Origin of the sequence: Pseudalkalibacillus sp. Hm43, from assembly GCF_051842935.1 — a bacterium.
In the GTDB taxonomy this organism is placed as follows: Bacteria; Bacillota; Bacilli; order Bacillales; family Fictibacillaceae; genus Pseudalkalibacillus.
Window position 1 is genome coordinate 730,352 of sequence record NZ_JBPXRR010000001.1, and the last position, 13,115, is coordinate 743,466.

Sequence of the window (13,115 nt, forward strand, 5' to 3'; positions counted from 1 at the left end):
TTATAATCGAATTTCGTACTGCCATCGACTTTTCGAAGTAATTTTTCTTCTATAAAAAGGAGAACACCCTCTTTTTGCAGAAGAATAGATAGAATTTCAATAAAAGGAGCGATGTAATGCAATTAATGAAGCCAATTCCTAATCTACAGCTCATTTCTCTTCTCTATAGAAGTCCTGCTAAAGACCCTGCCCACCAACAACACAATCAAATTCTAACCCGATTGAACAACCTTGAAGCTGGGTTTTACGGAGAAGAACAAGTGGCATACCAACTCCGATATCTCCCGAAAGGAAAATTCAAAATACTCCACAACATCAGACTTTCCTATCAAAATCTCCATTTCCAGATTGATTTCCTTCTACTTTCCCCACATTTTCATCTCATTTTAGAAGTGAAGAATATCATAGGTGAACTAGATTATGATCCAGTGTTCCAGCAGCTGGTCTGGACGAAAATAGACGGTACGAGGATGGGACTCGGAAATCCAATTTCCCAGGCACAACTACAGAAAAGACAATTCACCAATTGGTTGAAGAAATATAACCTTCCGATTGCTCCGATTTATTACCTCAGTGTGATGAGTAACCCCAAAACAATTCTAAAAACCTCACCAAATCATCAAGGTATCTCCAAATTAATCATCCATAAACATTCTTTACTTCAAAGAATAGAAAACCTTCTCATCGGACAAACGAATGAATCTATCTCGAAAAATGATGTAACCAAGATCGCAAGGAAAATTAAGAAGAAAAACGAACCTTTGTTTTTGGACGTCTTAAGCAAATACAACTTTACTAAGAGAGATATGCAAGGAGGTGTCCAATGTCTTCAATGCAAGACTCTTCCAATTCCGAAAAAGGAAAACCGGACAATCTGGAATTGTCCGGCATGTGGAATAGTACCTCATCATTCATATGAATCAGCTATTACTGATTTTGTCCTATTATATACTCGTCATTTTTCTAATAAAGAGCTGAGAGAATTTCTAGGACTAACATCCGCTTCAACTGTCTACAAGCTGCTGAAGAAAATGGACATCCAAACAGTAGGGAGAAAACACATATTCCCAGTAGAAAACATCCAAAAATTCGCTCAAAAGGACTTCATCAACGAGTAACCTACACGCTTAACCTCTTCAAAATCCGGAACTCTCCAGCTGGCACACCGAGCTTTCCACTTGATTCAAACTGCTCATCATTCCATAGGTCGTGAATTTGCATTCCTTCTCCAAAACCGCCACCTAAATCCACCAGTTTTTCTTCCGTGTTTTTATTGACCATTACGAGAATGGCTTCATTCTCATAACCACGTTCATACATGATAACCTCAGGATCTTCACCGCGTACAAAGTGGAAAGTGCCATCACCTTGCAGGGCACGTTCTTCCTTACGCAACCTGTTCAATCGAGATACGAACTCGAACAGCTCACGATCCTGTTTCTCTGAATCCCATTCCATACACTTCCGGCAATCCGGATCTCCAGCACCATTCATACCGATTTCATCTCCATAATAGATACATGGTGTTCCAGAGAAAGTGAGCTGGAACAGGAACATCAACTTCACCCGTTCAATTTCATCACCGCTGATTGTCAAAACACGAGGCGTGTCATGGCTGCCAAGTAAGTTGAAGGCCACGTCGTTCACATTTTTCGGATAGGCGACGCTCCATTTCGTGATCTGTTCAACAAAGTCTACACCGCTGATGCTGTCCTTCGCAAAATAATCCAGAACGGCATTCGTAAAAGGATAATTCATGACCGCGTCAAATTGATCTCCTTCGAGCCATGGCATCGAGTCGTGCCAAATCTCACCTAGAATATAGACTTCAGGTTTGACACTTTTGACAGCTTTACGGAAGTCTCGCCAGAAGGAGTGGTCCACTTCATTCGCCACATCCAAACGCCAGCCGTCGATGTGGAATTCTTCAACCCAATACTTTCCTACGTTCAACAGATAATCGCGGACTTCCGGGTTTTCGGTGTTCAACTTCGGCATAGAAGGGACGAAGGCAAATGCATCATAGTTTGGTACCGGTTCTTCTTTTACCGGGAACTCATGGATATGGAACCAGTGCTTGTACGCAGAGTTCTCCTGATTTTTCAGCACATCCTGGAATGGTTCGAAAAAATAACCGCTATGGTTGAAGACTGCATCTAGCATCACTCGGATTCCGCGTTTATGACATTCCGTTACGAGTGTTCGGAATGTTTCCTTGTCCCCGAATTGAGGATCGATTTCCATATAATCGATCGTGTCATATTTGTGGTTCGAATGTGCCTTGAATATCGGTGTAAAATAAATCCCGTTTACGCCAAGCTCATCGAGGTGATCCAAGTGATCGATCACACCTTGGAAATCCCCACCGAAAAAGCTGTCGACTTTCGGATCTTCGCTGTTCCATGGCAATGTGCCTTCTGGATCGATAGAAGGATCTCCATTTGCAAAACGCTCTGGGAAGATTTGATACCATACTGTATCCTTCACCCAACCCGGCGGTGTGAATACGTCAATTTGATTGAGGAAGGGGAAGCAGAAATAGAAATTTGTATCTTTCGGATCTTCTTCTACGAACCCTTTTTCTCCATATATTAGTGTTTCATTTCCATCATGAACTTCGAATCCGTATCGCAATCTACGAAACTCTGGATCCACTGAGGCGATCCAGTAATCGAACAGGTCATCAGAGCCTTCAAGTTTCATAGATTTCTTGTCGTTTTGCCATTGCTCATTTTTCCATACATACGGATCCCCATAGATGAGGTCTACGGAAGTGAGATCGTTTTTCTCCGTTCGTAATCGGATGTGCAACTTTTTTTCATTGAGTGCATACGCATAATTGTTCTTCGGACGGTGATAGATTGCTGATTTGATCAAGGGTTCCACCTCATTTTAAGAGTGTTAAGATACTCCCATCATAATTTAATAGAAAAAGTTATGCAAACGGTTGCAGAAATCGTTTTCACTATGTATAATACAAATTAATCAGTGCAAACGTTTTCACAACTGTAAAACGAATGAGCTAAATTAGGGGAGGTCATTTCATGTTAAAGAAGTTTTTGAATGTTTCATTGACTGCCGGTCTAGCGGTTTCCATGCTAGCTGCCTGCGGACCGCAAGACGATTCTTCTGAAGGATCAGAAGAAAAGAAAGGCAACAGCGATAAACCAGAAAAGCTGGTCGTTTGGGAAGATAAAGAAAAAGGTGTAGCGATCGAGCCAGCACTTAAGAGTTTCGAAGAGAAATACGGCATTAAAGTAGAATTCAAAGAACTAGGAATGGCGGACGAAATCCGTGAGCAACTTCCATTGGATGCGCCAGCCGGTACAGGTCCGGACATACTGACTCTACCACATGACCAAATCGGAGCGATGGCAACACAAGGATTGCTTGCACCGATCGAGGTAGAGCAAGATGTACTTGATACATTCACAGAGTCTTCTATTGAAGCACAAACTTTTGACGGAAAACTTTACGGTCTACCAAAAGCGACTGAAACACCAGTATTCATTTATAATAAAGCACATATGGACAAAGCGCCGGAATCTTTCGATGAGCTTTACAGCTTCTCAAAAGATTTCACGAAAGATGGAAATTACGGTTTCCTAGCACTTTGGGATAACTTCTACTTCGCTAACGCGATCATGGCTGCAAACGGCGGATATGTATTTGATCGTACAGACGAAGGTCTTGATGCGGACAACATCGGTTTGAACAACGAAGGTGCGGTAAAAGGTGCTGAATACATCCAGCAATGGTATACAGAAGGATTGTTCCCGAAAGGTATCATCGGTGAGAACGGTGGTTCCGCTATGGACGGATTGTTCAACGAAGGTAAAGTCGCTTCTGTCATGAACGGTCCATGGGCATTCCAAGGAATGAGAGACGCTGGAATTGAAATCGGAGTAGCTCCACTTCCGAAGTTGCCGAATGGTGAATATCCTGAAACATTCATCGGTGTTAAAGGATGGCACGTATCTGCATACTCTGAAAACCAAGAGTGGGCTACGAAACTAGTAGAATGGGTAACGAATGCTGAAAACGCGAAGATTCGTTATGAAAAGACTTCTGAAATCCCTCCAGTGAAGTCATTGATTGAAGATCCTGTTATCGCGGATAATGAGGGTGCAAAAGCGGTTGCTGTTCAATCTCAACGTGGTACGCCAATGCCGAACATCCCACAAATGGGTCAAGTTTGGGAGCCAATGGCAAACGCACTTCAATTGATCGTAACTGGAAAGCAAGAGCCGAAACCAGCGCTAGAAGATGCAACAAAAACAATCAAGCAACAGATTGAAGCAACTGGCGCGAACAACTAATACAGTTTAAAAAGAATGAAATTAGGAGAGCGGTACCTCGAAGCCGAGGTACTGCTTCATCTTTATAAGGGCACGATTATTCGTCCATCCACATTGATGATTTCAAAGGAAATTCACCGGTAGAGAGTGGGTTTCAGAGAAATCATCAACCACTATTAATAGAAAGGACAAGGGGCTTAAATGAATGACATGACTACAACTTCGTCCACACATCGGAAAAGAGCACTGTTCTTGTCCCTCATTCCAGGTCTAGGACAGCTATATAACCGACAATACATGAAAGCCATCGCGTTCTTCATCTTGACGGTCTCCTTCATCATCGCTTTTAAAGACCTACTTAATATGGGTTTATGGGGGATTGTCACACTAGGGGAGAAACTACCACGAGACCACTCCATCTTCCTGATGGTAGAAGGAATCATCGCCATCCTTGTACTGCTCATCGGTTTAACCGTCTATGCCTTGAACCTGTATGATGCGCATGTGAACGGTAAAAAGCGAGACCTGGGACTGAGACTTCACTCGATCCGAGAACAGTATCGAAATGTTGTGGATACTGGTTTCCCATATTTGATGCTATCACCTGGTGTATTCTTGCTGATTTTCGTTGTTATTTTTCCGATTTTATTCGTTATCTTACTTGCGTTCACAAACTATGATTTATATCACTCACCACCTGCAAAACTGGTGGATTGGGTCGGGTTTCAGAACTTCATTGATATTTTCCGCCTAGATATTTGGAGAAAAACATTCATCAGTGTTCTAAGCTGGACGATCATCTGGACGTTTGTCGCTACAACGATCCAAATCGCAATCGGGATTTTCTTGGCAGTACTTTTGAACCAGAAGGATCTCAAGTTCAAGAAGGTATTCCGTACGATTCTCATCTTACCTTGGGCGATTCCAGCGTTCGTATCGATCCTTGTTTTCGCTGGTATGTTCAATGAGACGTTCGGTGCTATCAACAATGATCTATTAGCCACTTTCGGAATCGATCCGATTCCTTGGCTGACGAATCCGTTTTGGGCAAAAGTAGCGCTCATCCTGATTCAATCGTGGCTTGGATTCCCGTTCATTTTTGCAATGGTAACCGGTGTGTTGCAATCCATACCTGATGAGCAATACGAAGCGGCGACAGTAGATGGTGCAACAATGATTCAGAAGTTCCGTACGATTACGTTGCCGATGATCTTGTATGCAATTGCACCGATTTTGATTACGCAATACACGTTCAACTTCAATAACTTTAACGTCATCTTCCTCTTTAACGGAGGAGGTCCACCAATGCCTGGACAGACAGCAGGGTCTACAGACATCTTGATTTCATGGATCTATAGTTTGACGTTGGAATCACAACAATATGCGAAAGCTGCAGCGGTTACGATGGTCCTTTCGATAATCGTCATTTCCGTAGCGCTATGGCAATTCCGTAGAACGAAATCGTTTAAAGAGGAGGATATGATCTAACATGAACATGAAAAAACAGAAAATCATCCGCCTCACACTGTCGTATATCGCTATTTTCATCGCACTCGGAATCGTCATTTATCCGGTGTTATGGATAGTCGGGTCTTCCTTCAACCCAGGGAACAGTTTATCGGGTTCGACGATCATTCCGAAGAATGCAACGCTCGCACACTATAAAGAACTGTTCGATCTCGACCAAAGCAACTACTTGAAGTGGTATTGGAATACGCTGAAAATCTGTACAATCACAATGGTTCTATCAGTCACGATGATCGCATTGATGGGTTACACGTTTTCACGTTACCGTTTTGTCGGACGTAAGAATGGTCTGATGACTTTCCTTATCCTTCAAATGATTCCAAACTTCGCAGCATTGATTGCGATTTACGTTCTTGCAGTACAAACGGGATTGATCGATACGCACCTTGCGTTGATTTTGCTCTATACCGGTGGACTGTTACCGATGAACACCTGGCTTGCAAAAGGATATTTCGATACGATTCCGAAGGAGCTGGATGAATCCGCACGTATTGATGGTGCAGGGCACTTCCGTATCTTCTGGCAGATCATCTTGCCACTTGCGAAGCCGATCCTTGCGGTCATCGCGTTGTTCAGTTTCATTACACCGTTTGCTGATTTTATCTTGGCAAAAGTCATTTTGCGTAGTGAGGAGAAATACACCCTAGCGGTCGGGCTATACAATCTGGTGGCAAAACAATTCGGTGCCGAATTCACCAAGTTCGCGGCAGGTGCCGTATTGATTGCGATCCCAATCTCGCTATTGTTCCTTTCTCTACAACGTTACTTGATCTCTGGACTGACAGCAGGGGGTACAAAAGGATAATCGACCCTTGGTTGTCGTATAGGGCACACGTAATTATGGTAAAATGGAGCTAGTAGTGTCGGACAGGAGGAAGCATACATGGGTGTTACAATTAAAGATGTTGCCAAACTAGCAAATGTAGCTCCCTCTACAGTATCTCGTGTTGTAGCGAATAATCCGCGAATCAGTGAAGAAACGAAGCGAAGAGTCCGTGAAGCGATGGATTACCTAGGGTATCATCCGAATTTCACGGCTCGGAGCCTCGCTAACAGAAGTTCGAGGGCAATCGGAATCGTCATGCCGAGCTCGGCTGAAAAGGCATTCCAAAACCCGTTCTTCCCTGAAGTATTACGTGGAATCAGTACCAAAGCACATGAACAAGAATATACTTTGTTGATGTCGACTGGTACGACTGAAGAGGAGATCTACAGAGCCGTCGTAGGAATGGTGCAAGGAAGAAGAGTCGATGGAATCGTCCTTCTTTACTCAAGGGTTGATGATCGTATCATGAATTATTTATATGAACAGAAGTTTCCGTTCACGGTAATCGGAAAGCCATATAAACATGATGACGAAATCAATCACGTTGATAACGATAACTATCGAGCGGCGAAAGAACTGACTGAATGCCATATCCAAAATGGACATGAACGGATCGGGTTCGTCGGGGGGAGCTTGAGCCTCGTCGTGACCACCGATCGATTGCTCGGATATGAAAAAGCGTTACAAAATGCAAAGATTCCTTATAAGAGTGATTATGTCATCCATGCGGACTTTGCAGTTGAAGAGGGACGGAGAGCGGTTTCCGAACTTATGACGCTCGATGAACCACCAACTGCCCTCGTTGTTACAGATGACTTGATGGCTCTTGGAGTATTGAGGATGCTCGATGATATGAATATGAGGGTACCTGAAAATGTATCCGTTTCCAGTTTCAACAACGCCATGATTGCTGAATTAGCAACTCCATCTCTTACATCGGTGGATATCAACATTTATGAACTAGGTTATCAGGCCGCGAACACATTACTTCGCTCCATTGAACAACCTGATTCACCACCGCAGATGATTAAAGTGAAGCATCACATCATAGAGAGGCAATCGAGCGGGGACTTGAATTGTTAAAAGAGCGACAGGGATAACCTGTTCGCTCTTTTTTTATATGGAGTCATAGATAGGACGAAGGTACCAATTTCTAAGATGGGTAGCGTTTTTTCTTAAATAGAGTGCGATTTTTCTAAAAGGAAAGGTGTTTTTTCAAAAAACACCTCTCAAATTTCTAAAAGAACAACCTCTTTTTCTAAAACAACCATCTGTAGCCAAGCAATTTCCTAAAGGATTTCTCTGAATGTTATGGAAATGGTAAAGTAACAGAACTTATGAGGTGCAAACCATGTCAAATCAAGCCTTTCCGTTCCCGTTCACGAAGGATCAGTATGCTTATTCAAATAATTCTTCTATACTCGATCCTGCTTGGACGGTGACGGTTACAGAGGATTACAAAAAAGAAATCGAACTGAAGCGAGAGTTGCTTCAGCAAAACCATTCGCGTTGTTTCCGATCGCTTCCCATTTCACTTGAATCACAATGGGAAGTGATGCGGCTTGTTTTCACTCAACTCGCTGAAGCGTATCCTTCCCATTTTTCTTTTACGCAAAAAGGGAAAGAATGCCGGTTTCAGAATCATCTTCTTAATGAGGAAGAGAGGTTCATCTTCAGGGACAACACTTCCATCAATCTCGAACCGTTGGATCTGGCAGGAAGGCATGTGCAGGAAGACTTGATCTTAATGGGTGACAGAAGCGATGGTCTGTTTCTTGAGGCGGGTCAGTTATGCTTTCCTTCCAATTGGTCGTTGACGTTTGTGCTCGGGATGGAGTTCAAGTCAATCCATCATCCAGTCCCCGACATCACCGACAATGGTTTTATTGATAAGGTGGAACGATTCATTTCACGGATCCGTCCCAATACAGCATGGGAGAGGAAAAACTGGTCCATCACGATTTCTGAAAAACTGGATACACCTCTCGAAACGTATGCGGACTGGGGAAGGCTGAGGCAATCTGTTACTGAAGAGAATGCGGGGAAAATGGTCCACCTGAGAGTGGAAGTGCAACGGTTATTCCGCTTGCCGGTCAACCATGATATCCTGTTTTCCATTCATACGTATCTTTTATCTTTAGAAGATATCGTGATGAATGAGGAATGGCTGACGCTTTTCTACCTGAACATCAAGACATTGGACGAAGATATCGCTGATTATAAAGGCATCTCTCAATATAAAAAAGAAATACTGCGATATGTTGAAAAAACGATGGCTGAAAAAGAGACGATGAACGGATGAGTAAACAAACAATCATTTTAACAGATCAAAACAATATGGAACGAGCACATGATCGGGGAACCGAAATTCAAAAGGGTGGCGGCAATTGTGTGATCCTTTGTTTAGAAGAGGAGAACGACCTTGAAAAAAAGCTGTCGCTCCAGCCTTTGGGAGCTCAGATTGTGATTTTTGCGGAAACGGCTTTCATCCAAAACCTCCGACAGCTCGCTTTAAGAGTAGGATTTAAACAGAGGGATATAAACGTGATTCCAAGAGAGGAAGGTCCGATGAGTGCTTTCTGCTCTCAGTGCCATCACATCCAATCCCTCACAAAAAAAGAGTTTGCTTGTGAGAATTGCCATCAAACCATTGAAGCTTCTGATCACTTTTCAGCGTATCATCAAGCGTATTTGGCCTATCCTGTTTTTACACAAAAGAGATGATGGATCAAAAGGATGAACACAGTCATGCAAAAGTTTTATCAACTGAAGGTCCGGAAAACTGAATATATCACTCCTACAATCAAGAAGATCACCTTTACTTCGGAAAGTGAAAAGCTTCCTCACTTTGGAGCTGGCTCTCATATTTCACTAAAACTACCGATGGGCACGAGGCAATATTCGCTTATCAATGATCCGCTCCAGGACGAATCTGAATATACGATTGCCGTGAAAAATGTCGGGAAGGAAGGTGGAGGGTCCTCATTTATCCACCATCATGTAAAACCGGGTGATTCCATCGAAGCAGCTCCGCCTGAAAACTATTTTCCGATCCGATCGGAGGCTCGTCACCATTTATTCTTGGCAGCTGGAATCGGAATTACGCCATTTCTATCCATGATGGCTTTCCTTACGCAGACGGGTCAACACTTCGATCTCCATTATGCTGGCTCGAGCGCTAGTGAATGTGCCTTTTACCCTATGATCAAAAAACGTTATTCGGATCACGCTCATTTTTACTTTATGGAGAGGGAGCAGAAAGAAAAAGAGCTCCAAAGAGCACTTCGTAACCAATCCGTCGGTACCCATATCTATATTTGCGGACCCTCTGCATTCATGGATCATTATATGACGTACTGTAAAGCGCTCGGATATCCAGATGAAAATATCCACTCCGAGCGGTTCCGCCCTGCAGGTCGCATCCAAAATCCGAAAGCTTTCCGGGTGACGGAGGAACGATCAGCCAAGACGCTGTATGTAGATTCAGATCAAAGCTTGTTGGAAGCGTTGATTGAAGAAGGGATCATGGTACCTTATGCCTGTCGCATGGGTGTATGTGGGACGTGTGAAGTCGAAGTGTGTAACGGTTCCGTCCTTCATAATGAGACGTTTTTGACTGAAGAAGAAAGAAAAGAGAAGATGCTTTCATGCGTATCGCGTGGTGAAGGGCAGATTACAATCAAAGTGTAAACTACTGTTTTAAAAGTCCTTCCAAAACCCTTCTGAACGGTTGCTGTTTTCGGACAGATTCCATCTCTGTCAGAGGACAGTCCTTTTTCTTGATTCGATCAAGTACATCATTCATCGAAAATAGCTCAGGTCTCAATTGATCATTCACTTCATTCCAAAAAAGAGGAGTCGCCACAAGCGCTTCCTCAACACCTCTCATCGAGTACGGGGCAATGATCGTCTTTCCCTCTGCATGTTGTAAGAAGTCGATATAACATTTGGAGCCGCGATTTTCTTTCATCCTTTCAATTGTAAAATCATCCGGAAACTGGTTGACTAAGTATTCAGCTATGAACTTCGTGAACATTCGGGTGTCCTCATAGGAAAACGCCCCGATTTGTAGAGGGATGTAGATCTGCAGGCCTTTGTTGCCGGACGTTTTTACAAAACCAACTAATTCCAAGCGGTCAAGAATCTGCTTGATTTGCAGTGCAGCTTTAATCGCAAGTGAAAAATGATCTCTTGAAGGAGGATCGAGATCGAATACGATCTCAGTCGGGGAGATCGAATCGATCGTATTGAACGGAATATGGAACTCAAGCGCAAGTTGATTCCCTAACCAAATCAGGCTTGCCAGGTCATTACAAACGATATAATTGATCTTTTCATGGAGATCTGTTTGGATGAACTCTGGTGCATAATCTGGACAATTCTTTTGATAAAAAAAGTCATCATACATACCATGAGGGTATCTTTTTACCGTCAAATGTCTGTTCTGCAAAAAGGGAAGCATGCGTTTGTGGACTTCAATCAAGTATTGTAGATAACTTTGTTTTGTGATGTCCTTTTCCGGATACAAGACTTTATCGAGACTCGTCACTTGGATTGTTTGACCCTCAATGTTCAGTTCTCCATTTGCATTTGAAGTGCTTCCCATGTGCAATCCTCCCAATGGATGTCCAATCTGAATTGGATGAATCTCGGATGTCTTAACTGCATTTGATAGATTTCAAGGAATTCCAACTCCACACAGATGCGAGGTGTGACCTCGATCTGATTGTTGCGTTTCCTCACTTGGTTTTTTTTCACAATCTGGATCAGCGCTTCTCTTTCCTGACCTTCCAGACCATGAGAAAACAGTCCGATCGGCTGTAGTTGTTCATCGTTCACGACGGCAACGTGAAAATATCCGTTTCCTTCATCAAGTCCAATGACGATGAAGAAGCCGCGATACAGTCGTTTCACCTTCAACCAATCATTCGTCCGTTTCCCAGGTACCCATACGCTGTTTCGCCTTTTGGCTACCACACCTTCACCTTTAGACTCTTTAACCTGTGCAAAAAGTGCGTCTCCATCATCTGAAAATGGAATCCATTGAATCGGACTGTGATGTTCCTTGTTTACAGTCGGGTACTCTCTTCCGTCCACCCATTCCTCTAGGAATCGTTTCCGCTTATGAAAAGGTTCATTCTTCAATAGGTTACCGGATCGCATCAATAGATCGAAGACCAGATAGGTCGCTGGTGTTGCGGTTACTTGTTCTTGGATTTTGGCTTCTTTTTTCATGCGGCCACGCTTCTGGATCTTAGAAAAGGATGCTTTTAATGGAGTATCCAATATACATAGTTCACCATCCAATAAAATCGGGAGATCCTCTGAATGCTGTTGGATTTGTTCCGCTTCGTGTACGATCTCAGGAAATTCTGCCTTCAACGACCGTAAGTTTCGACTGTACAGATCGATTTCGGATTCATCGATATAGAGGAGGCACCTGAAACCGTCGTACTTGATTTCAAAACACCAATCACTTCCGGCTGGCAGCTCAGAAGTGAGGGTGGGAAGCATCGGTTTGTAGCGCATCATTCACTGCTCGCTTTTTTCTTACGGCTGCGTGTCGTTTTCTTCTTTTTCGGCTTCGTATCGTCAATACTTGCTTGCAACGCATCCATAAGGTCGACGACATCCGCTTTCGGTCGTTGTTTCGCCACCTTGATTTGCTCGCCTTTGACTTTGCTTTGGATGGCTTCCATCAAGGCTTCACGATAATCATCCTGATATTTTTCCGGGTCGAATTCAGTGGTCAACTGTTCAATCAGTTGTATGGCCATCTTCAATTCTTTATCGTTCAATTCCATTTCCTCAGGAATGTCTGGAACAAGATCGATGTTACGAACTTCATCTGGAAAATGGATCGTTTCCAGCAAGAGTCCTTTTTCATAAACACGGACGACAGAGAGGTGTTGTTTGGAGCGGATCATTACTTTAGCGATACCGATCTTGCCGGACTCTTCCATGGCTGTTTTCAATAGCGTGTAAGGTTTCGAGCCGTTTTCACCCGGTCCGATGAAGTACGAGCGATCGAAATAAATCGGATCGACCTCAGACAAGTCTACGAAATCCATGATTTCAATCGACTTCGTCTGCTCTTTGGCGAGGGCATCCATTTCGTCTTTTTCCAGTTCAACGAACTTGTTCGGCTCATATTCATACGCTTTAACGATTTCGCTCTGCTCCAATGACTTTTCACAGCCTGTACAGGTTTTTTCATACTTGATCGGACTATGGTCTTCTTTATGGAGTTGTCTCATTTTAATGTCTTTATTTTCAGTGGCTGCAAAAAGCTTGATTGGAATCGTCACTAAACCGAAGCTGATGGAGCCTTTCCACATTGTATGCATACCGAGACATTCCCTTCATCCTTTTACCTTTAATGTGAGCGGAGAAGGACGATTCCATAATTACCAGATTCTACTAATGGCGGAAAAGCAGAGTACGACAACGGTCTAGTCTCTAAT

General features: G+C 43.3%; 12 protein-coding genes. 8 read left to right on the plus strand and 4 right to left on the minus strand.

All coding sequences use genetic code 11. The annotated features are described in order from the left end of the window. Positions 1-116 precede the first annotated feature (116 nt). On the plus strand, positions 117-1,118 hold the full coding sequence (locus tag ACSVDE_RS03900; protein ID WP_439299660.1) for a nuclease-related domain-containing protein: 1,002 nt from the start codon (positions 117-119) through the stop codon (positions 1,116-1,118). 1 nt (position 1,119) lies between these two features. Here the strand turns inward: ACSVDE_RS03900 and ACSVDE_RS03905 are convergent, their stop codons facing one another. After that, complete coding sequence (locus tag ACSVDE_RS03905; RefSeq protein WP_439299661.1) at positions 1,120-2,877, minus strand: alpha-glycosidase; 1,758 nt, start codon at positions 2,875-2,877, stop codon at positions 1,120-1,122. Between the two features lie 167 nt (positions 2,878-3,044). Between ACSVDE_RS03905 and ACSVDE_RS03910 the strand changes: the two genes are divergently transcribed. The 7 genes from ACSVDE_RS03910 to ACSVDE_RS03940 all read left to right on the plus strand — a co-directional run bounded on the left by ACSVDE_RS03910 (position 3,045) and on the right by ACSVDE_RS03940 (position 10,341). Beyond that, positions 3,045-4,319 (plus strand): extracellular solute-binding protein, encoded by a 1,275-nt coding sequence (locus ACSVDE_RS03910; protein ID WP_439299662.1) that lies wholly within the window; start codon positions 3,045-3,047, stop codon positions 4,317-4,319. Positions 4,320-4,499: 180 nt separating this feature from the next. After that, positions 4,500-5,786 (plus strand): ABC transporter permease subunit, encoded by a 1,287-nt coding sequence (locus ACSVDE_RS03915; RefSeq protein ID WP_439299663.1) that lies wholly within the window; start codon positions 4,500-4,502, stop codon positions 5,784-5,786. 1 nt (position 5,787) lies between these two features. Continuing rightward, complete coding sequence (locus ACSVDE_RS03920) at positions 5,788-6,630, plus strand: sugar ABC transporter permease (RefSeq protein WP_439299664.1); 843 nt, start codon at positions 5,788-5,790, stop codon at positions 6,628-6,630. Between the two features lie 78 nt (positions 6,631-6,708). Further along, complete coding sequence (locus ACSVDE_RS03925; protein ID WP_439299665.1) at positions 6,709-7,734, plus strand: LacI family DNA-binding transcriptional regulator; 1,026 nt, start codon at positions 6,709-6,711, stop codon at positions 7,732-7,734. Positions 7,735-8,002: 268 nt separating this feature from the next. Beyond that, entirely contained in the window at positions 8,003-8,953 is a 951-nt protein-coding gene (locus ACSVDE_RS03930) for a heme-dependent oxidative N-demethylase family protein (protein ID WP_439299666.1), read from the plus strand. Next, positions 8,950-9,375, plus strand: coding sequence for a hypothetical protein (locus tag ACSVDE_RS03935; protein ID WP_439299667.1), 426 nt, complete (start codon positions 8,950-8,952; stop codon positions 9,373-9,375). Before ACSVDE_RS03930 ends, ACSVDE_RS03935 begins: the two co-directional genes overlap by 4 nt. A 24-nt stretch (positions 9,376-9,399) precedes the next feature. Further along, positions 9,400-10,341, plus strand: a complete 942-nt coding sequence (locus tag ACSVDE_RS03940) for a PDR/VanB family oxidoreductase (RefSeq protein ID WP_439299668.1) — start codon at positions 9,400-9,402, stop codon at positions 10,339-10,341. Between the two features lies 1 nt (position 10,342). Here ACSVDE_RS03940 and ligD (ACSVDE_RS03945) read toward each other — a convergent pair whose 3' ends face one another. Genes ligD (ACSVDE_RS03945) through ACSVDE_RS03955 form a run of 3 tightly spaced genes read right to left on the minus strand, consistent with a single transcriptional unit; the run spans position 10,343 to position 12,998 of the window. Beyond that, positions 10,343-11,257, minus strand: a complete 915-nt coding sequence (gene ligD, locus ACSVDE_RS03945; protein ID WP_439299669.1) for a non-homologous end-joining DNA ligase — start codon at positions 11,255-11,257, stop codon at positions 10,343-10,345. After that, positions 11,224-12,183 carry a non-homologous end-joining DNA ligase gene (ligD, locus tag ACSVDE_RS03950; RefSeq protein ID WP_439299670.1) on the minus strand — a complete coding sequence of 320 codons (960 nt, stop codon included), beginning with the start codon at positions 12,181-12,183 and terminating at the stop codon, positions 11,224-11,226. The genes ligD (ACSVDE_RS03945) and ligD (ACSVDE_RS03950) overlap by 34 nt, the downstream gene beginning before the upstream one ends. After that, positions 12,180-12,998 carry a Ku protein gene (locus tag ACSVDE_RS03955; protein WP_439299671.1) on the minus strand — a complete coding sequence of 273 codons (819 nt, stop codon included), beginning with the start codon at positions 12,996-12,998 and terminating at the stop codon, positions 12,180-12,182. The genes ligD (ACSVDE_RS03950) and ACSVDE_RS03955 overlap by 4 nt, the downstream gene beginning before the upstream one ends. Positions 12,999-13,115: the final 117 nt, after the last annotated feature.